Consider the following 26,994-nt stretch of genomic DNA (forward strand, 5'->3'; position numbering starts at 1 on the left):
ACTTTTGTATACTGGACAACCTGCGGCACACAGATGAACCCGATCGGGCACATCCGTTTCCGTTACAGGCCAAGCGGTCCTGGTCGGCGCTCCTCACTCAGAAGGACATTGGCCTCTACATCTCCAACGCCGGGCAAGGTCATAATCCGTCGCCGCAGAACGCGCTCAAAATCAGACAGGTCGCGCGCGACAACACGCAGGCGATAATCATAGAGCCCCAGAACATGTTCGACCCGCTGCACCTCGGGGATCGCCGTCACCGCACGTTCGAAATCGTCGAGGCTGACGCGCCCCTTTGTGGCAAGTTTGACACCAAGAAAAACTGTGACTCCGAACCCCAGACTTTCAGCGTTCAGACGCAGCTGCCTGCCCCGCAGGACACCGGCCTGCTCCAGCTTTCGGATCCGTCTCCATGCTGCCGGCTGCGACAGGCCAAAACGGCGGCCCAGCGCACCCGCACTCTGTGTTGCGTCGCGGGACAGGGCACGGATGAGCGCACGGTCAGTTTCATCAAGGTCAGTCACAGCGGCAATGCCTCTTCTGCTTTGATCCGTGCCACCAGCATCAGCGCCTCGATATCGGCGATATGAGGCAGTGTGAGAACCTGGCTGCGGTAAATGTCCTGATAATGCGCCATGTTACGGGCGATGATGTTCAGTCGCACATCCACCCGGCCGAGGAAGGTCTGAATTTCTGTGACTTCCGGCACGTCGCGCGCCGCGGCAATAAAATCGTCAAACGCCCGCGCGATAGTTTTGTCCAGGGTAATTCGCAGCGACACCTCTACGCTGTAGCCCAGCGCGGACCAGTCGATAACCATCCCGACGCCGGTCACCACCCCATCGTCCTGCATACGCGCGATGCGCCGCGCTGTCTTACCTGCCGAGATACCGCAGCGCTCGCAAAGCTCCGCAGGGTTCAGTGCAGGATCAGATTGCCAGTGGCGCAGAATGCGCCGATCAAGGTCATCGAGCATGATTTTGTCAAAAATTCCAAATCTAGTGAATGATTATTCCTTATTGCGCTGTTTTTTCTGCGAATTCAACGGTGCGATCCGGGCAAACACGCTTTAAGTTCGCCTCAGAATTCAAATAGGGAAAAAAGGAGCGCCAAAATGCGCGTTTATTACGATCGCGATTGCGATGTGAACCTGATCAAAGACATGAAAGTCGCCATTCTGGGGTACGGCTCGCAGGGACATGCCCATGCGCTGAACCTGCGCGACAGCGGTGCAAAGAACCTCGCGGTGGCACTGCGCGAAGGCTCACCCTCTGCCGCAAAAGCCGAAGGCGAAGGCCTGACCGTTATGGGCATCGCCGAGGCCGCAGCCTGGGCGGACCTGATCATGTTCACAATGCCCGATGAACTGCAGGCCGAAACATACAAGAAATACGTTCACGACAACATCCGCGAAGGCGCTGCGATTGCATTCGCACATGGTCTGAACGTGCACTTTGGCCTCATCGAGCCCAAAGAGGGCATCGACGTCGTAATGATGGCACCGAAAGGTCCGGGCCATACCGTACGTGGTGAATACACGAAAGGCGGCGGCGTGCCATGCCTCGTTGCCGTTGACAAAGACAGCTCCGGCCGAGCGCTGGAAATCGGCCTTTCCTATTGCTCGGCAATCGGTGGTGGTCGTTCCGGCATCATTGAAACGAACTTCCGCGAAGAATGTGAAACCGACCTCTTCGGTGAGCAGGCGGTTCTCTGCGGCGGTCTGGTTGAACTGATCCGCATGGGTTTCGAGACGCTGGTCGAAGCGGGTTATGCGCCCGAAATGGCCTATTTTGAATGTCTTCACGAGGTGAAGCTGATCGTGGACCTGATCTACGAAGGCGGCATCGCAAATATGAACTACTCGATCTCGAACACCGCGGAATACGGCGAATACGTCTCCGGTCCGCGCGTCCTGCCCTATGACGAGACAAAGGCACGGATGAAAGCGATCCTGACCGACATCCAGACCGGCAAGTTCGTGCGTGACTTCATGCAGGAAAACGCCGTCGGCCAGCCGTTCTTCAAAGGCACGCGTCGCATCAACGACGAGCACCAGATCGAAGAAACCGGCGAAAAACTCCGCGGTATGATGCCCTGGATTTCGGCAGGTAAAATGGTCGACAAAGCCAAGAACTGATGCCTTGACGGCCCGGCCATGACGCCGGGCCGATTACCTCAGACGTCAACCGGTTTGCCGTCTGAGGCCTTGTCAGCGGCCAGTGTGGATTTCGGGCTGTCCTCATCAGCCAGCCGGTTTTCGACCTTTGCCTTGCTCACCAGAGCAAAGACGATCACTGCCAGCATTGTGACGAGCGCCAGAATGACAATCAGATATGTAAAGTCCATGGGTCAGTCTCCTCTGTGTATACTGGGACAACACTCTGCGGTGCCCGGAAGTTCCCGCGGGAAGCATGTCCTTTGACCGGGACCCCGCAGATCACAGCGCGCAGCTGGCTCATGGTTGCAATCCTCGGCTTTACCTGGGGTGGTACCTTTCTGGTCACCGAAATTGCCCTCGAAGGTATGACACCTTTCTGGCTCGCCGCCGGGCGCATTGTTTTTGCCGCCACTCTGATGACAGCAGTCTGGGGCGCACGCGGCTTCCGGCTGTTTGACACGCCCCCTGTGCGTTCTGTCTGGACCGGCACCCTTGCTATCGGCGCGCTGAGTTCTGCCATTCCATTTATGCTGCTGGCCTGGGGACAACAGTTTGTTACATCCGGATTTGCCGGGGTTTCCATGGCATCAGTGGCGCTTATCGTGCTGCCGCTCGCTCATTTCCTCGTACCTGGGGAAAGGATCACGCCGCGCAAAGCTGTCGGGTTTCTCATTGGCTTTCTGGGTGTCTGCGTTCTGATCGGCGGTCAGGCGTTTGAGACCACCGGCGCCACGCTGGAGCCCTTCGGGCGCGCTGCATGCATCGGAGCGGCAAGCTGTTACGCGGTTTCCGGCATCCTCATGCGGCGCCTGCCACCCGTTGACACAATCGGGCTGTCGACCGTTCTGCTGCTTGTCGGTGCCGCCATCACGGTGCCGGTGGCTCTGGTGAACGAGGGGTTGCCGCCGCTGCCCGATCAGAAAACGCTCTTTGTGATCGCAATGCTGGGGTTGATCCCAACGGCGGCGGCCAACCTGCTCCGTGTGCTGGTTGTACGCACTGCCGGTCCGGTTTTCATGTCACTGACCAACTACCAGGTGCCTGTGTGGTCGGTTGTGCTGGGCGCACTCCTGCTTGCGGAACCGTTGCCACCATCGCTGTTACTTGCAATGATCCTGATCCTGAGCGGGCTCGGACTGAGCCAGTATGGCGCGTTTCGCAGGCTTTTTGGCAAGGCCTAGGGCGTGCTCACCGCATCAGCCACGGCTTCAACAACACGATCAACCGCCGCTTCCATAACAGTCGGGTTTTCGTGCTCCGCCATCACGCGGATCAAAGGCTCTGTTCCTGATTTGCGGATCAGCAAACGACCCTGACCAACCAGATCTTCCTCCGAAGCGCGGATTGCGTCGCGCACACTTTCATCTTCGAGCGGGGTCTGACCCGTGGCAAACCGTACATTCTTCAGTAACTGAGGAACCGGATCAAAACTGTGCAGCAGCTCGCTCGCCGGTTTGCCCGAGGACACCATTTCGGCCAGAAACTGCAGCCCGGCCATCAGCCCGTCGCCCGTCGTGGCATAGTCTGTCATGACGATATGGCCGGATTGCTCGCCGCCCAGGTTGAAACCGCCCTGCCGCATGCGCTCTACCACATAGCGGTCGCCGACCCCCGTGCGCTCCAGGCGCAGTCCCTTGTTTTCCAGAAATTTTTCCAGTCCCAGGTTCGACATCACGGTCGCTACCAGCGCGCCGTTCGCGAGCCGGCCCTCACCCGCCCAGCGAGACGCCATAAGCGCCATGAACTGATCGCCGTCTCCCACCCTGCCCTGTTCGTCGAGCAGAATGACGCGGTCCGCATCCCCATCAAGACAAATACCGACGTCGGCACCATGTGCAATCACGGTTTCAGCTGCCATCTGAGGGCTGGTGGACCCGCAGCCTTCATTGATATTTTTCCCGTTGGGAGCAACACCCACAGGAATGACCGTTGCGCCCAGTTCCCAGAGCGCTTCCGGGGCAACCCGATACGCCGCACCATTGGCGCAATCAACCACAACCTTGAGGCCATCCAGCCGCATCTGACGCGGAAATGAGGTTTTGACCCGCTCGATATAACGGAATCTTCCGTCATCAATCCGTTTGGCCCGTCCGATCCCATCAGCCGGCGCCGCACTTACCCCTTCGGCAATCAGTGCTTCTATTTCCGCCTCAACCTGGTCGGACAGCTTGAACCCGTCAGGCCCGAAAAACTTGATCCCATTGTCCTGCGCCGGATTATGGCTGGCCGAGATCATAACTCCGAGATCGGCGCGCATGGACCGCGTGAGCAACCCGACAGCCGGTGTGGGCACCGGACCGAGCAGCAGAACATTCATACCGGTTGATGTCAGGCCGGCCGTCAGCGCGTTCTCGAACATATACCCGGACAAGCGCGTATCCTTGCCGATCACCACACGGTGAACAGAAGAAGAATCGCGGCTGAAGTAGCGCCCCACGGACGCGCCGATGCGCAGTGCCATCTCGGCGGTCATGGGATGCGTGTTGGCAGTGCCGCGCACGCCGTCGGTACCAAAAAGCTTATCCATGAGCATGTCCTGCCACGGTTGCCCGCCAGAGTGCAATGGCCTGAGCGGTTTGCGGGACGTCGTGAACACGCACAATTTGTGTCCCATGTTTCAATGCCGCGAGCGCCACTGCGATCGATCCGGGCATCCGGTCCGACGGTTCGGAAGCCTGGCCGATCCGGCCTATGAACCGTTTGCGCGATGCGCCAAGCAGCAGTGGGACACCCAGACCGTGAAACACAGACAACCGCGCCAGCAGGGCAAGGTTGTGATCCTCTGATTTCCCAAAGCCAATTCCGGGGTCTGCGATGATCCTGTGTCGTGGGATGCCCGCGGCACTCAGGTGCGCAATCTGCCGCTGCAGGAAATCAAAAACATCCAGCACGACATCTTCGTATTGGGGGCTCTGCTGCATTGTAGCCGGATCGCCCTGTGCATGCATGACGCAGACCGGTGCTTCCCGCTCCGCACACAAAGGTGCAAGCGCCCTGTCAAACGTGAATCCCGAAACGTCATTAACGAGATCAGCACCGGCACCAAGGGCTGCCGCGGCTACGGCGGCCTTGCGGGTATCAATTGAAATCGGTTGGGAAATACCAGCCTCGCGGAGGCCGTGGATCACCGGTAGCGTACGGTCAGTCTCTTCTTGTTCCGGAATGGTCACAGCGCCCGGTCGGGTGGATTCGCCGCCGATATCCAGAATGTCTGCAGCCGCCATAGTCTGTGCCGTGTGGATGGCCGCTTCGGGCGGGAAATTCTGGCCGCCGTCAGAAAAACTGTCGGGGGTGATATTGAGAATGCCCATGATGCGGGGGCGGTCAAACGACATCCCTGCAATATCCGGCCGGTCTCTGGTCAGTGTCTCCAGGATATCAGCCGGCACTTCGGTCGCGGGCAGGATTTCAGGCTGCCGACCGCGCTCCAGGGCTTCGACGTGGGTAAACCAGGACCACCCTGCGGCAACCGTCAGAGCATCGGCCGGCCGTGCCGGGTCGGTCTGGGGGATGGGGCGGAAAACGGCTGCCACCGCTCAGATGTCCACCCGTTCTGCCGACATATGGCGCAGCGGCACCGACGCCTGGTCCGGTAATCCGGCACCGATTACAAGCATCTCGCGCGCGTTGAAAGTCGATGCGAACCATGCCGCAAGAGCAACAGCATCACGGGGTTGCGCAGAAGGGCCGTCAACGGCATCGAGGACAATCTTGGACGGCGCCCACACGCAGGTCTGACCATTGCGCATAGCCCAGTCCAGTTCGGTGCGGGTAGAAACCACAACGCACCGGTCATCGCGCGACGCCAGAACCCATGCATTCTGTTCAATGGCGAGCAGGTCTATACGCCGCTGCGCCATGCGGTGTCCGGTCTGCGGCGCCGGCGCATCCGGAGCGCCAACGCAGAAAATCAGCGGCCGGCCCTGAGCCGTGAGCCGGTCGATCCAGCCTGTCAGCAGTGGCGATGCAACAGCCGCGTTACCGAGGTACACAAGCTCCGGGTCAAGTGTTTCGGTGGCAGCGCTGCGATCGCCATCCACCTGCCCTTTCGCACGGACAATCTCTACACCCAGCGCGCCCGGTCCGCGATCCAGCTTTTCAATGCGCACAAAGGCGCGTTCCGCCTGCGGCTCGAGCAGAATACGCTCGGCAACTCGTTCGGCGAGTGTTTCGAGCAGGTTCAGACGCTCATCGGCCAACTCGCCCGCAATCGCCTCGGTCACTTTGTCGTAGCTCAGAATGCGATCAACATCATCGTCAATCGGACCGGTAAGCGGGCGGACCTCGACCACAACGTTGAAGCAGATCCGCTGGGTGACGCCCCGCTCCGCCTGGAATGCACCAATCTCTACGTCGACAATGTGGTCGCGCAGAGAAATACGGTCGAACGGGCCATCTGTTGCGGTCGCTTCGGCGCGTTCCGCCGGATGTGCAAACGCCAGTCGGATCTCAGAACTCATCGTGCGGCCTTTCCCTCAAACACGCCCCGGCCCGTCATAGACCATAGAGCCGCTTTATCAGGCCCGGCACCGGCGCGCTATGGCGGGAAAACGTCAGTTGCTCGCTGTCTGCCAGGTGTGCCGATAGAAAATGTGATCTCCGATCGCCGCCGTTTTCGTGTAAACGCGCGACCAGCGCGGGTTCACCGCTGTTGTGTGGTAATGCGTCGCGCCTTTGGTCAGCTTGGGCGCAAGGCCGTCCAGGGCGATACGCGCAACCTTGGACACGCGTTCATACGCGCGCGGTTCACGGATCACTTCCTTGTGGCCGTCACATGTGTACGTGAACTGGCACTGATACTTTTTGCCTGTGCCCTGATGGATGACACCACAGGCCGAGGAGGGAAAGCGTTCGGACCTGACCCGGTTCAGAATTACCTCTGCCACGGCAAACTGGCCCTTCACTGTTTCACCACGCGCTTCGAAATACAGAGCTTCGGCGAGACACTGAAGCTCATCGCCGCCCACGGCTTCGGGCTGAGAATCCACCCAGCTGCGTGAAAACTCCACATTGACCGGCCGCGCCGTCTCGAGGCGCGTGTCGCGCATGCGCGTCTCTGTCACCTCCTGCAGAGATGCTGTTTCAGAACTGCCGCCGCGTCCCGGGCTGGAAATCCCGGGGTTTGCCGCAAAAAAACCAATGTTAATGCCCAAAAAAAACGTAAAAGCTGTCTTGCAGATTGCACGCATGACTGCGTCCCCCACCTTTAACTCTGCGCGGTGCTCTAACCGGATTAAAGGTTGACGTAAAGTTTACGGCCGGATTTGTGGTTAACGAATGCCGGTTCTGCCAAAAAAACGCGGCATTGAAACACAACATGTTGATCAAAATATAGCTCTAACTACAATATTTTGTCCGAAATTGCCAGTTGTGCGGCAGCTAGTCGCGCTACGGGGACTCGGAACGGGGAACAGGACACATAGTCGAATCCGGCATCCCGGCAGAAGGAGATTGATTCGGGGTTACCGCCATGCTCACCGCAGACAGACAAGGTGATGTCCGGCTGTGCTTCCCGCCCTCTTCCTGCCCCAATCTTGAGCAGTTCACCAACACCCTCAACATCCAGAACGTGGAACGGGTCCTCAGGAAACACCCCTTGCTGAACGTAATCAGACATGAAACGGCCTGCGTCATCCCGGGACAACCCATAAGTCATCTGCGTCAGATCGTTGGTTCCAAAGCTGAGAAACGCGCAATAGGGAGCGATGTCAGCCGTGCGCAATGCGGCGCGCGGTGTTTCCACCATGACACCCAGCCGGAAATCAAAGTCCTGGTCACGCTCTGACCGGACAGCCGACGCCACGGCATCGATGGCAGTTTTGACCAGCTCCACTTCGCGGCGCGCAGACACCAGTGGGATCATGATTTCAGGCACCACCGCGACGCCATCCACGGCCGCATCCAGTGCCGCCTCGAAAATCGCACGGGCCTGCATCTCGTAGATTTCAGGAACGGTGACGCCAAGCCTGACACCGCGGAGACCCAGCATCGGGTTGTATTCCGACATCGCACTGATGCGCCTCGTGACGTCCGACAGAGGCAGATCGAGCGCCTCGGCCAGTTCACGTTGCCCAACCCTGTCCGTCGGCAGAAATTCGTGCAGCGGCGGGTCAAACAACCTTATGCAAACCGGCTTGCCCTGCATAATGCGGAACAACTGTGTGAAATCGGCCCGTTGCATGGGCAAAAGGCGTTCAAGCACAGCACGCCGGTCCTGCGAGGTCTCTGCAAAGATCATCTCGCGCATGACCGTCAGGCGCCCGGTTTCAAAAAACATATGTTCTGTGCGGCACAGTCCGATGCCCTGCGCATTGAAATTCCGCGCCGTCTGCGCATCAGCCGGTGTATCGGCATTCGCCCGGATATCAATGTCACGCAGCTCATCCGCCCAGTCCATCAGGCGCTGGAAACTTTCGTCGAGCGCGGCTTCGCGCATTTCAGGAGCGCCTGCCAGGACTTCACCGCTGGTGCCATCCAGCGTGATGACCTCGCCGCTTTCGAATACCCTGCCACCTTCGGTGACCAGCTGCTTCTTGCTGCGATTGAACCGCATGCTTGATGCACCAACCACGCAGGGCAGACCAATACCACGCCCGATTACCGCCGCATGGCTGGTTATGCCACCGCGTTCGGTCAGAACCCCCACGGCGGCATGCATGCCACGGATATCTTCCGGCGAGGTTTCCCGGCGCACCAGGATGCAGGGCTCGCCCCGGGACGCGCTTGCCTGCGCTTCGGCCGCGCTGAAAACGATCTGACCAGTGGCCGCACCCGGGCTCGCGGCAATGCCCCGACCGATAACGTCACGACGTGCCGTTGGGCTGACCTGCCGGTGCAGCAATTCTGTCAGCGTCCGCGGCTGAACACGCATCAGCGCCTCTGCCCTCGAAATGATGCCGTCCTCGGCCAGACGGACCGCAATGCGCACAGCGGCCTGACTGGATCGTGCAACCCGCACACCATCAAGAATGTGAAGCGCACCGTTCTCGAGAACGAACTCCAGCTGCATTTCCTCGCGCAGACGCTCGCGCATCAGTGACGCGTGTTTGCAAAGCCTCGCAAAAACATCGGGCACCAGTTCTTCGAGCGATGCCCCCCGTGGGTCGCGGCTCAGGAAAACAGCTCCTGCGTCGCCTTCGAGAGCATCCCGACCCTGGCTCTGACTGAGATATCGCCCGGTGATCTGTGGCAGACCGGTATCGCTGTTCACGAGCTGCAGAACGCCCGATCCGCACTCGCCCGTCCCCAGACCCAGCGCCATTTCCTGTACCACCAGGCCCAGTCCCGCATCTGCCGGCGCACCTTTGGCCTGGCGCAGCAGCCTGGCGGTTGTGCCATCCCATGCCCGCGCCATGGACTTGAGCACCGCGGTGAGCTGCTCCGCCGGATCGGCCGGAAAGGGTTCCTCATATTCTGCCTCATAGGCATAAAGCGAATCCTGCAACCCCACGGCACTGTCGGGCCGGACATCATCAAACATGTCGGGGTCCAGCCGGGCAACGTCTACTGCATAGGACTGGACGAACCGCATGAATATCGCCTCGGCGGCCTCAGCACCCAGACGTTCAGTCAGATCAGCCTGCCGGTCAGCGTTCATCCCGATGTTCAGCACAGCGCCCGGACCACCCCAGTCAGGGTCCTCGGACGAGGGCCGCACGCACAACAGCGCGCCATCGGGAAACTGCGAAACGATGGCTGAGATATCAGGCATTTCGCCCCGCGCGATACGCTGAACGGCCTCAAAAGACAGCGCGACCGTCCGGGGCACCGGCAGATCAAGACGCACGAGGCGCTGCAGACACTTCGCGCGCCCCCCGTGGGTATCCGTCGCGATCGGCGCCTTTGGCGTTACGAGCGTTGTATGCGGGTTATTCTGCACTGCGGCACCTTTTTCTCCGAGGTGCAGCATAGGGTGTAAAGTTTACGTGACAAGTACCCCTGCACGCGTCATCGCGCGCAGGAGGTTGTTTTTTAACCCTCTATCCGGGTCAGGTCAGCGACAGAACTGCAGATACGGGTAATCCGGCTGAGCAGATTCAGCCTGTTACGACGTACGGTTGCATTGTCTGCGTTCACCTGCACAGCGGTAAAAAATGCATCGACCGGTGCGCGCAGGGCAGCCATGGCTGACATGGCTGCAGGAAAATCCCGGGCCTGCACAGCAGGTGCAATTGCGGCTTCTGCGGCATCAAGCGCCGCGAAAAGCGCGCGTTCCTCATCCGTTTCGGCGAACTTTATATCCGCGCCATAGGAATACTCGACGCCATCCGCCTCTTCGGCCTGGGTCAGGATATTGTTGGCGCGTTTAAAGGCCTGGATCATGTTCTCGCCGTCATCCGTGCCCAGCACCTCCGACAAGGCCCGCGCGCGTCTGACCAGCAGCGCCAGATCGTCGCTGCCCTCCATGGCGATACAGGCGTCAATCACATCATGGCGCACACCCTGGTCGCGCAGATAGACTTTGAGGCGGTCGTGGATGAAAGACATAAGGTCAACAGTGTCTACAGCTTCGGCAATGCCAGCTGTAACCAGTGCTTCTGCGCCTTTGGCAGATGTGTCCGCCAGAGCGAGGCTCAGGTCATTTTCAAGCACAATCCGGATGATCCCCAGCGCTGCGCGCCGCAGCGCAAACGGATCCTTGGACCCGGTGGGTTTTTCATCAATTGCCCAGAAACCCGCCAGCTTGTCGATCTTCTCTGCCAGCGACACGGCAACGGACACCGGGGCGGTCGGTACTTCGTCTGACGGACCCAGCGGCGCATAGTGTTCCTCGGCGGCGGCAGCGATCTCTGCAGACCGGCCGGATGCCTCGATATAATAGCGCCCCATCAACCCCTGCAGCTCGGGAAACTCATAGATCATTTCCGAGCTGAGATCCGCCTTGGCCAGACGCGCGGCTTCTTCGGCGGCATCCGGATCAGCACCGACAATGGGCGCCAGTTCCCGCGCCAGCGCGGCCATGCGACCGACCAGCCCGGCCTGGGTGCCCAGTTTGTTGTGAAAGGTCACGTTCTCCAGCGCATCAAGCCAGACAGACATATCGCCTTTGGCAACACGCAGATCGTTCTCCCAGAAGAACTTGGCATCCGCCAGACGCGCAGAGAGCACCTTTTCGTAACCTGCCAGAATGGTCGCCCCGTTGTCCGCCGTTTCGCGGTTGGCGACGGTGATGAACCGTTCGATACGCCCGGTTTTTGGGTTGCGCACGGAAAAGAACTTCTGGTGCTCTTTCATGGACGTCTGCAGCACTTCGGGCGGCAGATCGAGGAAATCCGCGCCGATACGCCCCATCAGAACAACCGGCCATTCCACCAGGCCCGCGACCTCTGCCAGCAGCCCCTTGTCCTCAACAACCTCCAGGCCGCCTGCAAAGGCCTGGTTGGTGGCGTCATTCCAGATAGCATCGGCACGTTCGGCCGGGTCCAGCACGACATACGCGCGCCTGAGCTTGTCGGTGTAATCGTCAAAAGAGGTGACCGGGAACCGCGCCGGCGCCATGAAACGATGCCCTGCCGTTACATCGCCAGAGATGATCCCGTCCACATTCAGCGGCACAGTCTCTGCACCTGCTTCGTCGTTCACGATGCACAGGATGGCATGAAGCGGACGCACCCAGCGCAGGGTTCCATTGCCCCAGCGCATGGATTTGGGCCAGGGAAAATTGCGGATCGTCTTTTCAAGAACCTCTGCCACGATCGCCGCGGCCGGGCGACCTTGTCTGGTGATCTTTGCAAAAAGTACCGGTCCTTTGGGTGTGTCACGTTCTTCCAGATCATCGCGCTGCAGACCGGCACCGCGCAGAAATCCCTCGATCGCCTTTTCCGGCGCATCCGCACGCGGGCCCTTGCGTTCTTCGGTCGTGGTCGGGCTTTCGGCGAGCAGACCACCGACAGCCAGCGTCAGACGGCGCGGCGTCGTGAAGGCAGCCGCCGAGCTGTAGGTCAGACCAGCATCCACCAGTCCGTCGGTGATCAGTTTTTTCAGATCCTCGCCGGCGCGGGTCTGCATCCGTGCGGGAATTTCCTCGGAGAAGAGTTCAATCAGCAGATCAGGCATCAGTTCGCATCCGGTTTGGGGCATTCTTCGCCGACGATTGTGCCGTCATAGGCCTTTTCGCCGCAGTCATTCAGTTCGTGCCAGATATAGCCGCGACCGTCCCCGGTGATGGCAACGATCCGGTCGACGCCAAAGGCCACGTTCTTTTCACCCAGAAAAGCCAGCGCCGTGCCTGCCTGCAGTTCGGCAGCGATGGCGGGCGCATCAAAGCAGTCAAACCAGTCCGGCGCATTACGCGGTACGGCGCGGTCCAGGCCGACATAGGTTTCCGTCAGCATTGCAAGGCTGGAAGGTGTCCGAAAACAGGCCCGGAAACGGATAGGCGAACTGTCTGCATCAATCGCCTGAATTTCTTCAGCCAGAATCGCGACAGGCTCCTGTGCTGTCAGCGACATCAGGCGCACTTCCTGAACCTCTGCAGAGGCCTCTTCGTAAAACCCGTAAACCTGCAGATAATAGAGCGCCGCACCCGCGACCAGAGCACTGACCATAATGACCGTCCCGACAATTTTACCGTTCATGCGCCCGTCTCCGGGGTCCAGCCCCCGGCCTGTGTCTGCACAAAGGCATCGGCGCAGCGTTTGGTCAGCGCACGCACCCGGCCGATATAGGCCTGGCGTTCAGTGACGGAAATCACACCACGCGCGTCCAGCAGATTGAAAATATGGCTGGCCTTGATCGCCTGATCATAAGCCGGCAGTGCCATGACAATCCGTCGTCCGGTTTTCGGGTCATCAGCCGGTGCGTCCAGCACCCGTGCACACTCCGCTTCGGCATCGATAAAGTGCTGCAGCAGCACGTCCGTGTCGGCCACGTCAAAATTCCACCGCGCATACTGCGCCTCGGCTTCGCGGAAAACATCACCGTAGGTCAGCGGGATCTGGCATTGCGGATCGTTGAACGGCATCTCGTTGCCATCGTCAAAGCCCAGAATATACATGGCGAGGCGTTCCAGACCATAGGTCAGCTCACCGGAAACCGGGTGACAGTCATGTCCGCCAACTTGCTGGAAATAGGTGAACTGGCTGACCTCCATGCCGTCGCACCACACTTCCCAGCCCAGACCCCAGGCGCCCAGCGTGGGGCTTTCCCAGTCATCCTCGACAAAGCGTATGTCATGCAGCGCCATATCGATCCCGATAGCCTCAAGCGAGCCCAGATACAGCTCCTGCAGGTCCGGCGGGCTGGGTTTGATGATCACCTGGTACTGATAGTAATGCTGCCAGCGGTTCGGACTGTCGCCATACCGCCCGTCTGTCGGACGGCGCGAAGGCTGTACATAGGCGGCCGCCCAGGGCTGTGTGCCCAGGCTGCGCAGCGTCGTCGCCGGGTGGAAGGTCCCTGCACCAACTTCCATGTCATAGGGCTGCAATACCGCGCAGCCTCTGGCGGCCCAGTAATTCTGCAGTCTCAGGATTATCTCCTGAAACGATTTCGGACGATCAACAGTCTCTGACATGGCTTTTGCCCCGGGGGATTTCCTGCGCGCCTTACCTACGTCCGCTGGATGCGGGCGTCAATTGCACCAGCGGGGATAAACCGATCAATGTGTTATGGTCAAAGGGCTGAATTCCTGATTATGTGTCGCCCGTAACCGGGGCGCAGGAGTAAGCGGAAAATGTTGCGGTATGTTATTGTTCTGGCTGTTCTAGTTCTTGCGCCGTTGCAGACGGCACAGGCACAGGGCTCACAGGATGTTGTCTGGGTTCAGATCGCTGCCCGGCCCAGCCTCGCAGAGGCTGTTGACCAGGCCGCGGAATTTGCCCGTGCGCTCGAGGACGTTGCCGGGTTTGACATGGGGCGGGGCTGGTTTGCGATCGCGCTTGGCCCTTACACGCGGGAAGATGCCGAACAGGTGCTGCAGGTCTACCGCCGCGATGGCCTGATCCCACGCGACAGCTATATCGCGCAGAATGGTGCGTATCGCGGACAGTTCTGGCCGGTACAGGGCGCGCAGACCGGAGATACAGCAGGGACCTCCCTACAGACCACAACAGAAACACCGGCGGCACCGCCCGCAGAGCCTGCGATCGTGGTTCCCGAAGCACCGCAACAGGCTCAGGAGGAGGCGGGCACACCGGACCCCGAGACCCGGGCAGATGCCCTGCGCAGCGAGCGCGCGCTGACCCGTGAGGAACGCCGGGAGCTGCAGATTGCCCTGCAGGATGGCGGGTACTACAGCGGCGGCATTGATGGTGCCTTTGGGCGCGGGACCCGCGCCAGCATGGCAGCCTGGCAACGAGCCAACGATGTGCCCGACACGGGCGTTCTGACAACTCGTCAGCGCGCAAAGCTCATGGCCCAGTATAACGCCATTCTGGATGGCCTGGGCATGCAGACTGTACGTGATGCTACGGCTGGCATTGCGGTACGCCTGCCTACGTCTGTTGTCCGGTTTGACCGCTATGAGGCACCCTTCGCCCACTACCGCGCCCGCGACGAAGGTGGTCCGGTTGTACTGCTGATCAGCCAGCCGGGTGACAGGGATACGCTAGCCGGGCTTTACGCGGTGATGCAGACCCTGAGCATCGTACCTCTGCAGGGAGATCGCGCTCTCGCGCGGGACAGTTTCAGCCTTGTCGGGCGAAATGACCGTATCGTGAGCGAAACGCGTGTCAGTCTGCAAAGTGGCGAGATCAAGGGTTTCACGCTGATCTGGCCTGCGGATGACGAAGTCCGGCGTGCCCGGCTGATCACCGAGATGAACCGGAGCCTGACCCGCCTGCCCGGCGTGATGGACCCGGCCACCGGCACCACATTGTCGCAGGACGCTGATCTGGTATCGGGTCTCGCGGTACGCAAACCGCGCGCATCGCGTTCAGGGTTCTTTGTCACGCAGCGTGGTGCTGTCATGACAACCTCCGATGTCGTCGAGAACTGCGCGCGTATCACGCTTGACGGCGACCTCGATGCGGAACTCAGCCTCGTCGATGCGGACCGTGGCATCGCCCTGATCACACCAGGTGAAGCGCTTGCGCCCCTGCATGTGGCAAACTTCAGCCCTGTCCCCCCGCAGCTGAGCTCGGAAATTGCGGTTGCCGGATATTCGTACGAGGGCACGCTGAACGCCCCATCGGTTACCTTTGGTTCGCTTGCCGATCTGGGAGGTCTGGCCGGGGAACCAACACTCAACCGTCTGACGATACCGGCTCTGACCGGCGACGAGGGTGGTCCGGTCATGGACGCCAGTGGCAATGTTTTCGGTATGCTGCTGCCGCGCCCGGACAGCAACCGTCAGCTCCCCGATGACGTGCAGTTTTCGCTCAGCCCGTCGGCACTGTCTGACTTTGCGACCCGGGCCGGAATCGACGTGACATACAGTGCGCGCGCAGATGCGCTGGCCCCGGAAGACATTGCCACACGTGGCGTTGATATGACCGTTCTGGTCAGCTGCTGGGAGTAAACTCTGTTATGCCGCAATCTGCGGCGTGACATAGATGAGCGTCGGGCCATCCGCCTCGAATGCGGCAAGCACAGCCTGTTGCAGAGCCGCGAGATCGGCTGGTACCGCTGACCTCGCACCGAAGGCTTCTGCCAGTTTGCAGAAGTCAGGGTTGTGCGCCACGACCGCATTGGGGGCAATCTGGGCGCGCACCATACTGTCCTCGATCTCGCCGAGTTTGCCATTGTCCCAGAGCAGGACGGGCAGGTTCAGCCCCAGCTCCACTGCAACACCCAGTTCCTGCATCGTGTAGTGGAAACCATAGTCACCGATAATCGCCATGGTCGGCTGACCTTTGCGCCCGATCGCGCCTCCAATGGCCGCGGGTGTGGCATAGCCCAGTGTACCGAACCCGTAGGGATGATGCCACTGACCCGGGCGGTCCATATCCCAGACTTCTTTGGCGGCATAGGCAAACTGGGTCATATCCGAATAGATCATGACATCCTCCGGAAGCACGGCACGCAGTGCATCGCAGACAGGCAGAATACCGGGGCGTTCTGCCGCGATTTCGGACCGCCACCGTGCGCGGGTTGCGGCGACATCCGCCGCTGACCAGTCAGTATCCGGCGTGTGATCCGCCGCATGCTCTGACAGCCACTCCAGAAAGACATGCGCGTCGCAACATATGTTCAGTGCCCCGGGCTGTGCAAAACCGGCGGGATCAATGTCCACCTGGACGAAGTCCCCGGTCGCGCCCAGTTCGCGGCGCCACAGATCCGTTTCTGCAAGCTCTGTGCCGACCGCGATGACAAGATCCGCTTCTGCGATGATCCGCGCACTGTCCGGGCGCGCCAGCATACTGCCGTAAGACAGCGGATCGTCTGGGGAAACGACACCCCGACCGGCGTAGGTGCTGAAAGAGGCAGCACCCAGACGCCTGAGAACCCCGCGTGCTGCGTACCCTGCCCTTACCGCGCCACCGCCAAAGACAAAAAGAGGTTTCCGGGCCGACAGGAATCCGGCGAGTGACGCCTCGGGTGGAATGGTCCATGGCGCGACTGTGTTGCCGGCAGCAGGTGCCGGCGCAGCCAGCGCTTCCAGCGCGCCAATAGGAACCTGGATGTGCTTGGAGCGGGGTCGCTGCAGCGCAAATTCGCCCAGCGCGCGATCAATGAGCGCGTAGGCCGCCTCTGCTGTACGTGCCTCTTCAGACCAGTCGCAGACGGTGGCAGCCGCGATGCGCTGATCTTTCATCTGGTGCAGCTGGCCACGCGTTGCCGCCGTTTCGTCCAGACAGGATGAAATCACCAGAAGCGGCACAGAATCCGAGTAAGCCTGCCCCATAGGGGTCATGACGTTGCAGACCCCCGGCCCTGTAATCACATAGGCCACCCCCGGATTGCCGGTCGCACGCGCGTAGCCATCGGCCATGAATCCCGCGCCCTGCTCGTGGCGCGCCAGCACATGGGTGATGCCCGCCTCTTCGATCCCGCGGTACATTTCCTGATTGTGCACGCCGGGTATGCCGAAAATCACCTCAACACCGCGATCCCTGAGCATATGGGATATCTGTGCGCCCAACGGTCTTTGCATGTCAGTTTCTCCAGAAATTCACGGTCAGAATGGCGTAAACCGCCAGAAGCTCGAGCCGCCCCAGCAGCATTGCCGCAGAAAGCAACCACTTTGCGGTATCGTTCAGCCCGCCGAAATTACCCGCCGGGCCAATCTGGTCTCCCAGACCCGGGCCGACATTTGACAGCGCAGTCGCCGCGCCGGAAACGGAGGTTATGAAATCCAGCCCCGTCAGGCTCAGTGCCACGGCCAGCAGGCCCAGTGTCACGACAAAAAACATGAAAAAGGACATCACCGAGCTCAGCACTTCCTCGTCAACGCGACGACGGTCATAGCGGACAACGAACACGCCATTTGGTGAACGGATCTTGCGCAGCTGCATTTTCACTGAAGCAAAGAGCAGCTGGTAGCGGAAGATTTTGATCGAACAGGTCGTGGAGCCCGCACAGCCTCCGATCAGTCCGACAAAAAAGAACATCGAGACAAGAAACGGACCCCAGCCCATATAATCAACAGAGGCATAGCCTGTGCCTGTCAGGATCGACGTCAGATTAAACAGCGCCTGGCGGATCGAGTCGCCCCAGTACTGGGGGTTGGTCTGTACCAGAACGGCTGACATGATGACCAGCAGAACACAGATAGTGGCCAGAAACGTCAGCACCTGACTGTCACGCAGCAGCGGTGACGACTGACCATTGATCAACTGAACATACCGCACAAACGGCAGGGCGGCGAGGATCATGAACAGCGCAGCCGCATATTCATGTGGTCCGGAAAAGGCGCCGAAAGAGGCGTCATAGTTGGCAAATCCGCCGGTCGACACGGTCGTCAGCGCGTGCACAGTCGCATCAAATGCCCCCATGCCGAGGCCCAGGTAGACCAGCGCACAGGCCATTGTGAGCCCGAGATAGATGGAGGAAATCTGGCTGGCTATCTGACCCGCACGGGGCAGGATTTTCCCCATGGTATCAAAGCCCTCAGACTTAAAGATCTGCATGCCACCGACGCGCAGTTCGGGCAGGAACACCATAGCCACAACGATGATGCCGATACCGCCCAGCCACTGCATGATACCGCGCCACAGCAGAATACCTTTGGGCATCTCCTCAAGGCCCGAAAACACGGTGGAACCGGTGGTCGTCAGACCCGACATCGCCTCAAAGAACGCGTCAACAAAACGCGCTTCGGTTTCGCCCAGCATAAAGGGCAGTGCACCGAAAAGTGGCAGGGCAATCCAGACAAAGGTGGTCAGCAGAAAGGTCTGCTGAATGGTCAGACCCTCTTTGACGCCCTTGGCGCAGGCGCCGGCGATCATGCCACCGGCGAGCGTTGTGATCAGTGCGGACTGGGCAAAAACAGGCCAGTGGCCGCGCTCTTCGGCGATGTCCACAAGCATGGGCAGGATCATGGCCACACCCAGTACGGCCACGAGCAAACCGATGACATATCCGACAGGGCGCAGGTCCAGCATGATCGTAGGGTTGGCCGCTGGCCGGACCAGTGTCAAGCACCACCCGGCCAGGCGTCACGTCGCGCCGGCGGACTGTCTCAGCTGTAATACAGGTCGTTGAATACGTGACGCACGATATCTTCGCGTTTCAGACCAAGCGCTGCGAGTTCCTGGTCGGAACGCGCCTGCAGATTTTCAACGACTTCGAGGCGGCGGCGTGCTTCGGATGCCATGACGACCGAATGGCCGAGGCTGCTGAAGAAACTGACGATGCCGTTGTAAACGGAGTGCAGGATATCGCGGGGGGCGATGGCGTGAGTGTCGTGGAAGGCCATTGTGAACCTCTTACCTTTCGGGGTGTTGTGTTACCGCCTGTATATATGCGCCGGCACCCCGATTAGAATTGCAATCTGTGCATAGCCGCCAGGTCAATGCCGCAGCGCGGCGTTAAAAATACGTTAAAAGGCGCGCCTTTACAGACGCGCCTTGCGATCAGTGCATAACTGAAGCGGGTTCAGCCGACGTGGAAGAGCGTGTTGAACAGCTTGGGGTCAATGCTCTCTGCTGCAAAGGTGTCGCCCTCCACCAGCACGCTTACAGCGTCATGGCTGTGCAGGCTTTCCTGGTGGCTGGCAACAACGCGGAAATCCCCGACACGCACGTCAGACTGCAGTTGCTCACAGAAAAGACGGGCCGCATCCTCGACGAAAATCGGGTTGGCCGCATTCAGTTCGGCAAACGCCTGTTCGTCTTCACGTTTTACCATGACCTGAGTTTCGGTGGGCACAGCCCGGCGACAGGCATCGATCAGGTCTTCGAACCACAGACAGCCCGCGTCAGTGTCGATCTCAACGGATACACGCGCCACAGACCGCTGCGAATGCGGGGTGGCCAGCTGGCCGCGCGTGGCCCGGGCGTGTTCTGACAGCTCCAGCGAACAGGGGCAGGTGGAGGAATAGACATAATCGAGGTGCATGATTTTCTTGCGCACGCCGTCCTGCTCCACCAGTTCCAGCGCGATGTCATAGTACTGATAGCCTGACAGACCGGAGCGCAGGCTCCCGACTTTCATCGGGAAGCTGAACCGCATCTGGATCCGGGCGTCAAAGCTCTCCAGATCGGTGATGTAGTCATCCAGCGCCGCCTCGATGACCTCAAAGCTGAAGGTCTCCTCCGCATGTTTATAAAAACTGCGCATGATCCGGGACATATTGATGCCCTTTTTGTCGGCCTCAAGGCTGACAGTACCCGTAACAGATGCCTCAAGCGTCAGATCACCCGCATCACGCGTGTGAAAGCGGATCGGCAACCGAAAGTTCGATATGCCCACGTGCTGAATCTGCTGCCTTGCGCCACGGATCAGGCTGGACGGACCATTCTGGAGATCCGGCAGCGTGGACTTATAGCCGTCATCAACCGCGAAACCTTCCGGGTAATCGCGGGAAAAAGCAGGGTAATCCACAGTATCTGACCCCGGCACGAGGCGCGCAACCGACGGGTCGAGTTCCAGAATTTCGGTTGTGCTTGCGCCTCTCGCCCACTGGCGCAACACTTTCAGAGCCGCCTGGGCCTCATCGCGGTCCGGAGTGGTGTCGACGACGGGTGTGTGGATATTCATCGCTATGTCCCTTGTGACAACGTCTGGCACTACACTTAGGGCGTCGATGCCCGCTTGCCAATCTTACTCACTTATACGTCATTCGGACGACACGGGATCACTTTCCCCGGCGCGATATCGCGCAAGGGGAAATTTCCGGCAGTTTCGTCAAATCTGACGCAAAGCGGCGATCAGGCGGCGTCAAGGGCCGCCATAATGTCCGCGACGAGATCGTCCTGGTGCTCAATACCCACACTGATCCGCACCAGGCCATGCGTGATGCCAAGCGCATCTTTCTGATCCTGCGGCAGGCGCTGATGCGTGGTTGTGGCGGGATGTGTCATAATCGTTTTGGCATCTCCGAGATTATTGGAAATGACGCCAATCCGGATTGCATTGAGAAACCGGAAAGCCGCTTCCTTGCCGTCCTTCAGATCAACAGACAACACTGTGCCACCGGGCCCCATCTGACGCTGCACGAGCGCGTGCTGCGGGTGATCCACCAGCCCCGGATAGATCACGCGCGCGAGTTTCTCATGCTTGTGCAGCGCTTCGGCGATCGCAGTGGCATTTGCCGTCTGCGCGCGCACCCGGAGATCGAGTGTTTCAAGGCCCTTGAGCATTACCCAGGCTGTAAACGGGCTCATCGAGCCGCCCGTATGTTTCATGTAGGGCTCAACAGTCTTGCGGATGAATTCCTGCGTCCCGAGGATGACACCGCCAAGCGCCCGGCCCTGGCCATCAATATGTTTGGTTGCCGAGTAGATCACCACATCAGCGCCCTGCGCAATCGCATCCGACCAGACAGGCGTGGCAAACACGTTATCGACGACAACCTGCGCGCCGCGCGCATGGGCCAGCGCTGAAACACCGGCAATATCAACAACCTGCAATGTCGGATTGGAAATCGATTCAAAGAACACTGCCGTGGTGTCCTGGCGGATCGCGGCCTCCCATTGGGCGAGATCCGTTCCATCCACAAAAGTTACCTCAACGCCGTAGCGGGTCAGTACTTCCTCAAGCACATAAAGACAGGACCCGAACAGGGCACGGGCGGAAACAACATGATCACCCGCACGCAGCAATGACATCAGCGCACCTGAAACCGCCGCCATACCCGAAGCTGTTGCGAAGGCATCCTCTGCCCCTTCAAGAGCCGCGATCCGCTCTTCGAACATTGCAACCGTGGGGTTTCCATAACGGGCATAGATGAATTCATCCGGGCCGGATTTCAGAAACCGCGCCTCGGCCTGTTCGGCACTGTCATATACGAACCCCTGGGTCAGGAATATCGCCTCTGACACCTCTCCATACTGGCTGCGGCGGGTGCCTGCATGCACCGCGCGGGTGCGCTTGTTCAGATCTGTCATCGTATTCTTCTCTTTCCGACCCTTCCGGGCATAAAAAAACCCCTGTCACGGTCAGCGCGACGGGGTTTCCTCATCGGTGACCTTTTAGCGGGATGTTTAACGTGGCCCGCAATCCGGTAACAAATCGCCACATCCGACCGATAGAACAGAGCCACTCTGCCGTCAACACCGTCACGGTGCTGTAACACTTCGTTCACGCAGCCGTCGTATGTATGGGCAATACCTCAGCCACAACATATAGCAGAGAGGGCATGCCATGCCGCTGCTCCGGATCAACGCGACGCCCGAAGGGCTTGCGCTGCATGACGCAGATGTGTCCGTAAGGGACAAACTGACCGAAGCGGCCTGTAGGGCCGGCCCTGTGATCATCATGGTCCATGGGTACAAATACGATCCCGCCCTGCCGGCGCACTGCCCCCACAGAAAGATTTTCGGCAACCGTGCCGACAGCTGGCCCGCTGCGCTGGGTTTTGGCCGGGGAAACGCCGACGAGGGCCTTGGCATCGCTTTCGGCTGGCACGCCCGAGGCCCTCTGCGCGCTGTCCATCAACGCGCGACACAACTGGGCAAGAGCCTGGCAGACATCATCAGCCAGCTGAACAGGCTGAACCCCCACCGGCCCATACACGTGATCGCGCACTCCATGGGCGTCGAAACGGCGCTGTCCGCTCTGGCCCACCTGCGCCCGGGCGGGCTGCGCCGAATGATCCTGCTGGCCGGTGCCAGCTATGCCAGCCGGGCCAGCGCTCTGCTCGACACACCCGCCGGGCGGGCCGTTGAGGTTTTCAACATCACCAGTCGGGAAAACGATCTCTTTGATCTGGCCTTTGAACGTCTTGTCCCTGCCTCACTGTCCGGCGACATAACCATCGGCCAGGGCGTCGCGGCACCGAATGTCACAACGCTGCAGATCGACTGTGCAGCGACACTGACAGCACTTGCGCGGCTCAACATTCCGATTGAGCGGTCGGGCCATCACGTCTGCCACTGGTCAACCTACCGGCGCGGCGGGATCATGGATTTTTACAGCCGCCTGTTGCGCGACCCTGGCGCGCCTGGCGCGCGAAGCCTTGCCGCCATACTTCCTGCGGCGCCGGCCCCCCGCTGGTCCGGTCTTCGCGCAGTTGTGAGCGCACCTCATCAGCTGATGCGCGCACGGTGGCTTGCCCTGCTGGTTAAAAAACGCATCATGGCGGGATCACCAGCGCAGGAAAAACGCAATGAGCACGCCTATTGACCTCTATTTCTGGCCGACACCAAACGGATGGAAAATATCTGTGGCCCTTGAGGAAATGGAGCTCGACTACGAGACACACCTCATCAACATCGGTGCTGGTGACCAGTTCGAGCCGGATTTTCTGAAAATCGCACCCAACAACCGGATGCCGGCGATCGTTGATCACGATGGTCCGGACGGCATGCCCGTATCCATCTTTGAATCCGGTGCCATTCTGCAATACCTCGCAGAGAAAACCGGACGCTTCGGCGGCAGCACACCGCGCGAAAAGATCGCCGTGACAGAATGGCTGATGTGGCAGATGGGCGGCCTTGGTCCGATGGCAGGCCAGGCCCATCACTTTTTGAAATATGCGCCCGCGATGGACCCGCCGAACGACCTTCCATACGCCAAAGACCGGTACCGGTCTGAAACCGCGCGTCTTTATGGTGTTCTCGACCGGCGACTGGCCAACAACGAATACATCGCGGGCGACTTTTATTCGATCGCGGATATGTCGGTCTGGGGCTGGGCCTCGCTGTGGGAGGGTCAGCAGCAGACGCTGGACGACAAGCCAAACATGGCGCGCTGGCTGGAAACCGTAACAGCGAGGCCCGGTGTACAGGCAGGACGCGCGCTTTTCGCCGAAAAAAGGGCCGATTTCCGCAAGGACCGGGACGCGCAGAATTCTCTGTTCAGACGGACCTGAACCTCTCTCACAGAGGTTAATAATACTCTGTGTCTCGATTTTCTTTGCATCATCGCATGTTTTGCCCAAAAGTCGCGCCTGTTGGCGAATAAGAATACGGGTTTGCATGATTCAGAGTGTGTTCACACCGGAAAATCTGGTTTATCTGGCGGGCGCGTTTTATGTGGCCGGTCTCGTCATCACCAATCAGATCGTTCTGCGTCTTTTCGTGCTGGGCGGCACCGGCATCTACGTCCTGTACTATGCGATTATTGCGGATACGCCCCTGTGGGAGGCGATCTATGTCAGCCTGATGATCGGCCTTGCGAACATTGCAGGTCTGTCCAGCCTTCTCGCGCGCAATTCGCGGCTGGCCATTCCACGCGCTCATGCGGACATTTATGAAACGTTCCCGCAGCTGCCGCCGGGAGATTTCCGTGCGCTTCTGCGGCTGGCAAAAAGATACACGGTCCCGGAAGACACCCGGGTGACCGTCGAGGACCGGCGGGGCAGAAAGCTGTATTACGTGATAGACGGGTCTGTGCTTGTCCGCAAAGGCGATCAGGCTTTCGTACTGACGCCGGGTATATTTATCGGAGAAGTCGCCTTTCTGACGGGCGTCCCCAGCTCTGCTACGTCCTGGCTGGAAGAAGGCGCCGAAGTCCTGGAATGGTCATTTGACGACCTGCACCGGAAATGCGAGCGGTCATCCAGATTTAAGCTGGCCCTGGAGGCGGCGATATCTCTGGATCTTGCAGCCAAAGTCGCCCGCTCCATGGGGCGCGATGCCGTGCGGGTGGATCAGATCCCTGAACCGATGGTCGAGGCGCTGGCCGACGTCAGAGAGGGTTAAGCCTCATCCGAGGGCTCATCGGTGATCAGATACTCCTGAAGCGCCATGGTCTGCCAGACCAGAAAAACCATCAGAACGACGGGAAAGGCAAAGGTTTCGATCTTGACCCATGCGTCCGTTGACATGGTCCGCCAGACCACTTCGTTGGCCACAGCGAGCCCTGCAAACAGCGCGCAGAGCCTGCGCGTCAGAATCATCCAGCCTTCGTGCTGCATGGGCATCATTTCGTTCATGATAGCCGCAAGCCAGGACTGGCCGCGCAACAACCCGATGCCCAGCAGAACAGCAAATAGCGTGTAAACGATTGTCGTTTTCATTTTGAAAAAACGTTCATCGTTGAACCAGGCGGTGAGACCCCCAAAGAAGATCACCATAAAGGCCGTAAATATCTGCATTCTGCTGAGTTTGCCGGTCAGCATCCACAGGATGCCCATCGCGACCAGCAGAATGGGCACAAACACAAGTGCCGCCACGATAAAGCCTGTGTATTCCGTCCCGTTATAGGTGAAAACGTCATCACGGATGCGCAGGTAGATCAGGAAGAACAGGACTGTCGGCCCCAGTTCGAGCACCTGTTTCACAATCGGGTTTATCTGCTTTTCCACATTGCTTTCCTGCATTGTTATCCGCCCATCTCAACTATCACAGCGCCCAGCGCAATCAATGCCATCAGGGCAATACGGCGAGGCCCGACCGTTTCTTTGAGGAAGATCCAGCCAATGACGGCGGCAAACACCGTAGAGGTTTCGCGCAGCACCGCCGCTTCGCCAACCTTGTCCAGACGGGTCGCCATCATCACCGCTCCGAAACTGCAGAAGGCCACCAGCCCGCCGAAAACGCCGCGCAGCATCAGCGGTCCGGGCGCAGGCCGGTCCGGCATGCGCAGCCAGCGCCGCCCGGCGATGACTGGCATCAGAAAGCCGTCGATCATGAAAAACCACGCCAGAAACGTAAAAGGGTTGGCCGTCGCCCGTATCCCGTAAGCGTCATAGGTCGTGTAGAGCGCCACAAAGAGCCCTGTGATAACCGCCAGCCCGAGGGCCGCGCGCAACGTATCCCGCTCGGTCTCCAGAAACATCATGTTGTAAACCGCGAGGCCAAAGATTCCTGCCAGAAGTACAGCAACGCCGAACCACTGCGTCCCGGTAAAGGTCTCACCAAAGATCACATAGGCTCCGATCACTGTGAACAGCGGGCCTGTGCCCCGAACGACCGGATAGACCACCGTATAAGCCCCTTTGGTGTAGGCCCAGGCCTGCAGCAGTTTGTAGATCACGTGGATCACCCAGACCGCCGCAAAGATCGGCCACATATGGGGCTCGGGCCAGGGCACCACAAAGAGCGCGAAGGGTGCGGCCATGGTCATGTAGGAAAAATCAATAGCCCCCCGGGTCAGCCAGGGATCATAGCGGCCTTTCTGAAGTGCACCGAAAACCGCATGCAGAAACGCCGCCATCACCGCAAGAACAAGGGCCACGCTGTGGCCGGTTTCAGTTCCCTCGATGGAGATCAGCCAGTCGGTCAAGTCGTGTGTCCCGGAGAGCGCGCCGCCCGGACCCCCGGGAACATATCCAGCCAGAAGAAAGGGCGCACGGGGGCGACAGTATTCATTCCTGCCGCACGCCCATCAGAGCATCGGCGAAATCCTGGGGGTCGAATGCATCAAGGTCATCGATCTGTTCCCCGACGCCGATGGCGTGGATGGGCAGGCCGAACTTATCCGCCAGGGCCACAAGCACGCCACCTTTGGCCGTGCCATCCAGCTTGGTCATGACCAGGCCGGAAACATCCGAGATATCGCGGAACACCTTTACCTGGTTCAGCGCGTTCTGTCCTGTTGTCGCATCAAGCACCAGCAAGGTGTTATGCGGCGCGGATTCGTCCTTTTTCCGGATCACGCGCACGATTTTTGCCAGTTCCTCCATCAGATCACTGCGGTTCTGCAGACGGCCCGCGGTGTCAATGAGAAGCAGATCCGCACCATCGGCCTGGGCCTTGCCCATGGCGTCAAAGGCGAGGCTTGCCGGGTCCGAACCTTCGGGAGCGGTAAGCACCGGCACACCGGCACGCTCGCCCCAGACCTGCAGCTGCTCAACGGCAGCAGCCCGGAAAGTGTCGCCCGCGGCGATCACGACTTTTTTGCCCGCGGCGCGAAACTGGCTGGCGAGCTTGCCGATTGTCGTGGTCTTGCCCGAGCCGTTTACGCCAACCACCAGCACGACCTGGGGTTTTGTCGGGTAGAGTGGCAGCGGACGCGCCACCGGCTCCATGATGCGGGCGATTTCCGTCGCCATCAGTTCTTTGATCTCCTGGACGGAGAGTTTTCGGCCCAGATTGCCTTCGGCCATATTGGCAACCACACGCAGGGCGGTATCCACCCCCATATCGGCCGTAATCAGCAGTTCTTCGAGTTGTTCCAGCATTGCGTCGTCCAGAACACGGCGGACAACGGTGGCCGGTGCACTGCGTCCCAGCAGCCGTCCGAAAACACCGGATTTTCTGGCTGGTTCCCCGGGCGGATTTTCGGCAAGCGCCGCCGCAACCGGCGCCGGATTGAGCGGCAGAACCACCAGTTCGGGTTCGGGTTCGGGTTCGGGTTCGGGTTCGGGTTCGGGTTCGGGTTCGGGTTCGGGTTCGGGTTCGGGTTCG

General features: G+C 59.8%; 25 protein-coding genes and 1 riboswitch. Of the genes, 6 read left to right on the forward strand and 19 right to left on the reverse strand.

The features are described from left to right. Positions 1-62: 62 nt before the first annotated feature. Both Q0792_RS17415 and Q0792_RS17420 read right to left on the reverse strand, forming a co-directional pair. Entirely contained in the window at positions 63-524 is a 462-nt protein-coding gene (locus tag Q0792_RS17415) for an Lrp/AsnC family transcriptional regulator (RefSeq protein WP_298843746.1), read from the reverse strand. Then, on the reverse strand, positions 521-976 hold the full coding sequence (locus Q0792_RS17420; protein ID WP_298843748.1) for an Lrp/AsnC family transcriptional regulator: 456 nt from the start codon (positions 974-976) through the stop codon (positions 521-523). Before Q0792_RS17420 ends, Q0792_RS17415 begins: the two co-directional genes overlap by 4 nt. A gap of 138 nt (positions 977-1,114) precedes the next feature. Between Q0792_RS17420 and ilvC the strand changes: the two genes are divergently transcribed. Continuing rightward, a complete protein-coding gene (gene ilvC, locus Q0792_RS17425) occupies positions 1,115-2,137 on the forward strand; it encodes a ketol-acid reductoisomerase (protein WP_298843750.1) in 1,023 nt (340 codons plus the stop codon). Positions 2,138-2,175: 38 nt separating this feature from the next. On the opposite strand, the gene Q0792_RS17430 is transcribed toward ilvC, so the two are convergent. Further along, positions 2,176-2,346, reverse strand: coding sequence for a hypothetical protein (locus tag Q0792_RS17430; RefSeq protein ID WP_298843752.1), 171 nt, complete (start codon positions 2,344-2,346; stop codon positions 2,176-2,178). A gap of 72 nt (positions 2,347-2,418) precedes the next feature. On the opposite strand from Q0792_RS17430, the gene Q0792_RS17435 reads away from it, so the two are divergent. Next, positions 2,419-3,339, forward strand: a complete 921-nt coding sequence (locus tag Q0792_RS17435) for a DMT family transporter (RefSeq protein WP_298843754.1) — start codon at positions 2,419-2,421, stop codon at positions 3,337-3,339. On the opposite strand, the gene glmM is transcribed toward Q0792_RS17435, so the two are convergent. The 8 genes from glmM to Q0792_RS17475 all read right to left on the reverse strand — a co-directional run bounded on the left by glmM (position 3,336) and on the right by Q0792_RS17475 (position 13,673). Further along, entirely contained in the window at positions 3,336-4,685 is a 1,350-nt protein-coding gene (gene glmM / locus Q0792_RS17440) for a phosphoglucosamine mutase (RefSeq protein ID WP_298843758.1), read from the reverse strand. The two genes, Q0792_RS17435 and glmM, sit on opposite strands and share 4 nt — an antisense overlap. Beyond that, complete coding sequence (gene folP / locus Q0792_RS17445; RefSeq protein WP_298843760.1) at positions 4,678-5,691, reverse strand: dihydropteroate synthase; 1,014 nt, start codon at positions 5,689-5,691, stop codon at positions 4,678-4,680. The genes glmM and folP overlap by 8 nt, the downstream gene beginning before the upstream one ends. A gap of 3 nt (positions 5,692-5,694) precedes the next feature. Further along, positions 5,695-6,618: a dihydroneopterin aldolase gene (locus tag Q0792_RS17450; protein ID WP_298843762.1), complete on the reverse strand. Its 924-nt coding sequence runs from the start codon at positions 6,616-6,618 to the stop codon at positions 5,695-5,697. Positions 6,619-6,711: 93 nt separating this feature from the next. Further along, positions 6,712-7,347, reverse strand: coding sequence for a cell wall hydrolase (locus Q0792_RS17455; protein WP_298843764.1), 636 nt, complete (start codon positions 7,345-7,347; stop codon positions 6,712-6,714). 152 nt (positions 7,348-7,499) lie between these two features. Then, positions 7,500-10,067 (reverse strand): putative PEP-binding protein, encoded by a 2,568-nt coding sequence (locus Q0792_RS17460; protein WP_298843766.1) that lies wholly within the window; start codon positions 10,065-10,067, stop codon positions 7,500-7,502. A gap of 62 nt (positions 10,068-10,129) precedes the next feature. Further along, positions 10,130-12,214 carry a glycine--tRNA ligase subunit beta gene (glyS, locus tag Q0792_RS17465; protein WP_298843768.1) on the reverse strand — a complete coding sequence of 695 codons (2,085 nt, stop codon included), beginning with the start codon at positions 12,212-12,214 and terminating at the stop codon, positions 10,130-10,132. Next, the gene (locus tag Q0792_RS17470; RefSeq protein ID WP_298843770.1) at positions 12,214-12,735 is read right to left on the reverse strand and encodes a DUF6446 family protein; all 522 of its coding nucleotides are present in this window, start codon (positions 12,733-12,735) and stop codon (positions 12,214-12,216) included. Before Q0792_RS17470 ends, glyS begins: the two co-directional genes overlap by 1 nt. Further along, complete coding sequence (locus Q0792_RS17475; protein ID WP_298843772.1) at positions 12,732-13,673, reverse strand: glycine--tRNA ligase subunit alpha; 942 nt, start codon at positions 13,671-13,673, stop codon at positions 12,732-12,734. The genes Q0792_RS17470 and Q0792_RS17475 overlap by 4 nt, the downstream gene beginning before the upstream one ends. 159 nt (positions 13,674-13,832) lie before the next feature. Here Q0792_RS17475 and Q0792_RS17480 point away from each other — a divergent pair, with 159 nt between their 5' ends. Beyond that, positions 13,833-15,617 carry a serine protease gene (locus Q0792_RS17480; RefSeq protein ID WP_298843774.1) on the forward strand — a complete coding sequence of 595 codons (1,785 nt, stop codon included), beginning with the start codon at positions 13,833-13,835 and terminating at the stop codon, positions 15,615-15,617. A 6-nt stretch (positions 15,618-15,623) separates the two neighbouring features. Here the strand turns inward: Q0792_RS17480 and Q0792_RS17485 are convergent, their stop codons facing one another. The 5 genes from Q0792_RS17485 to metZ form a co-directional block, all read right to left on the reverse strand. After that, on the reverse strand, positions 15,624-17,192 hold the full coding sequence (locus Q0792_RS17485; RefSeq protein WP_298843777.1) for a thiamine pyrophosphate-binding protein: 1,569 nt from the start codon (positions 17,190-17,192) through the stop codon (positions 15,624-15,626). Between the two features lies 1 nt (position 17,193). After that, complete coding sequence (locus tag Q0792_RS17490; protein ID WP_298843861.1) at positions 17,194-18,642, reverse strand: TrkH family potassium uptake protein; 1,449 nt, start codon at positions 18,640-18,642, stop codon at positions 17,194-17,196. A gap of 77 nt (positions 18,643-18,719) precedes the next feature. Then, entirely contained in the window at positions 18,720-18,956 is a 237-nt protein-coding gene (locus Q0792_RS17495) for a DUF1127 domain-containing protein (RefSeq protein ID WP_298843778.1), read from the reverse strand. A gap of 179 nt (positions 18,957-19,135) precedes the next feature. Further along, positions 19,136-20,239, reverse strand: coding sequence for a GTP cyclohydrolase FolE2 (gene folE2 / locus Q0792_RS17500; protein ID WP_298843780.1), 1,104 nt, complete (start codon positions 20,237-20,239; stop codon positions 19,136-19,138). 170 nt (positions 20,240-20,409) lie between these two features. After that, positions 20,410-21,588 (reverse strand): O-succinylhomoserine sulfhydrylase, encoded by a 1,179-nt coding sequence (gene metZ / locus Q0792_RS17505; protein WP_298843782.1) that lies wholly within the window; start codon positions 21,586-21,588, stop codon positions 20,410-20,412. A 64-nt stretch (positions 21,589-21,652) separates the two neighbouring features. Beyond that, positions 21,653-21,729: riboswitch (SAM riboswitch) on the reverse strand. A gap of 115 nt (positions 21,730-21,844) precedes the next feature. Here metZ and Q0792_RS17510 point away from each other — a divergent pair. The 3 genes from Q0792_RS17510 to Q0792_RS17520 all read left to right on the forward strand — a co-directional run bounded on the left by Q0792_RS17510 (position 21,845) and on the right by Q0792_RS17520 (position 24,345). Next, a complete protein-coding gene (locus Q0792_RS17510) occupies positions 21,845-22,825 on the forward strand; it encodes an alpha/beta hydrolase (protein WP_298843784.1) in 981 nt (326 codons plus the stop codon). After that, positions 22,809-23,513, forward strand: a complete 705-nt coding sequence (locus Q0792_RS17515) for a glutathione S-transferase N-terminal domain-containing protein (protein WP_298843787.1) — start codon at positions 22,809-22,811, stop codon at positions 23,511-23,513. The genes Q0792_RS17510 and Q0792_RS17515 overlap by 17 nt, the downstream gene beginning before the upstream one ends. 106 nt (positions 23,514-23,619) lie before the next feature. Then, positions 23,620-24,345, forward strand: coding sequence for a Crp/Fnr family transcriptional regulator (locus Q0792_RS17520; protein WP_298843790.1), 726 nt, complete (start codon positions 23,620-23,622; stop codon positions 24,343-24,345). Here Q0792_RS17520 and Q0792_RS17525 read toward each other — a convergent pair. From Q0792_RS17525 to ftsY, 3 genes are all read right to left on the reverse strand, one after another. Further along, complete coding sequence (locus Q0792_RS17525) at positions 24,342-24,965, reverse strand: inner membrane-spanning protein YciB (protein ID WP_298843793.1); 624 nt, start codon at positions 24,963-24,965, stop codon at positions 24,342-24,344. The two genes, Q0792_RS17520 and Q0792_RS17525, sit on opposite strands and share 4 nt — an antisense overlap. A 2-nt stretch (positions 24,966-24,967) precedes the next feature. Continuing rightward, complete coding sequence (locus Q0792_RS17530) at positions 24,968-25,870, reverse strand: EamA family transporter (RefSeq protein WP_298843796.1); 903 nt, start codon at positions 25,868-25,870, stop codon at positions 24,968-24,970. An 82-nt stretch (positions 25,871-25,952) separates the two neighbouring features. Further along, positions 25,953-26,994, reverse strand: a 1,042-nt coding sequence (ftsY, locus tag Q0792_RS17535) for a signal recognition particle-docking protein FtsY (protein WP_298843799.1), incomplete at its 5' end; no start/stop codon positions are given.

This window comes from uncultured Roseobacter sp. (assembly GCF_947495025.1).
Lineage (GTDB): Bacteria > Pseudomonadota > Alphaproteobacteria > Rhodobacterales > Rhodobacteraceae > Roseobacter.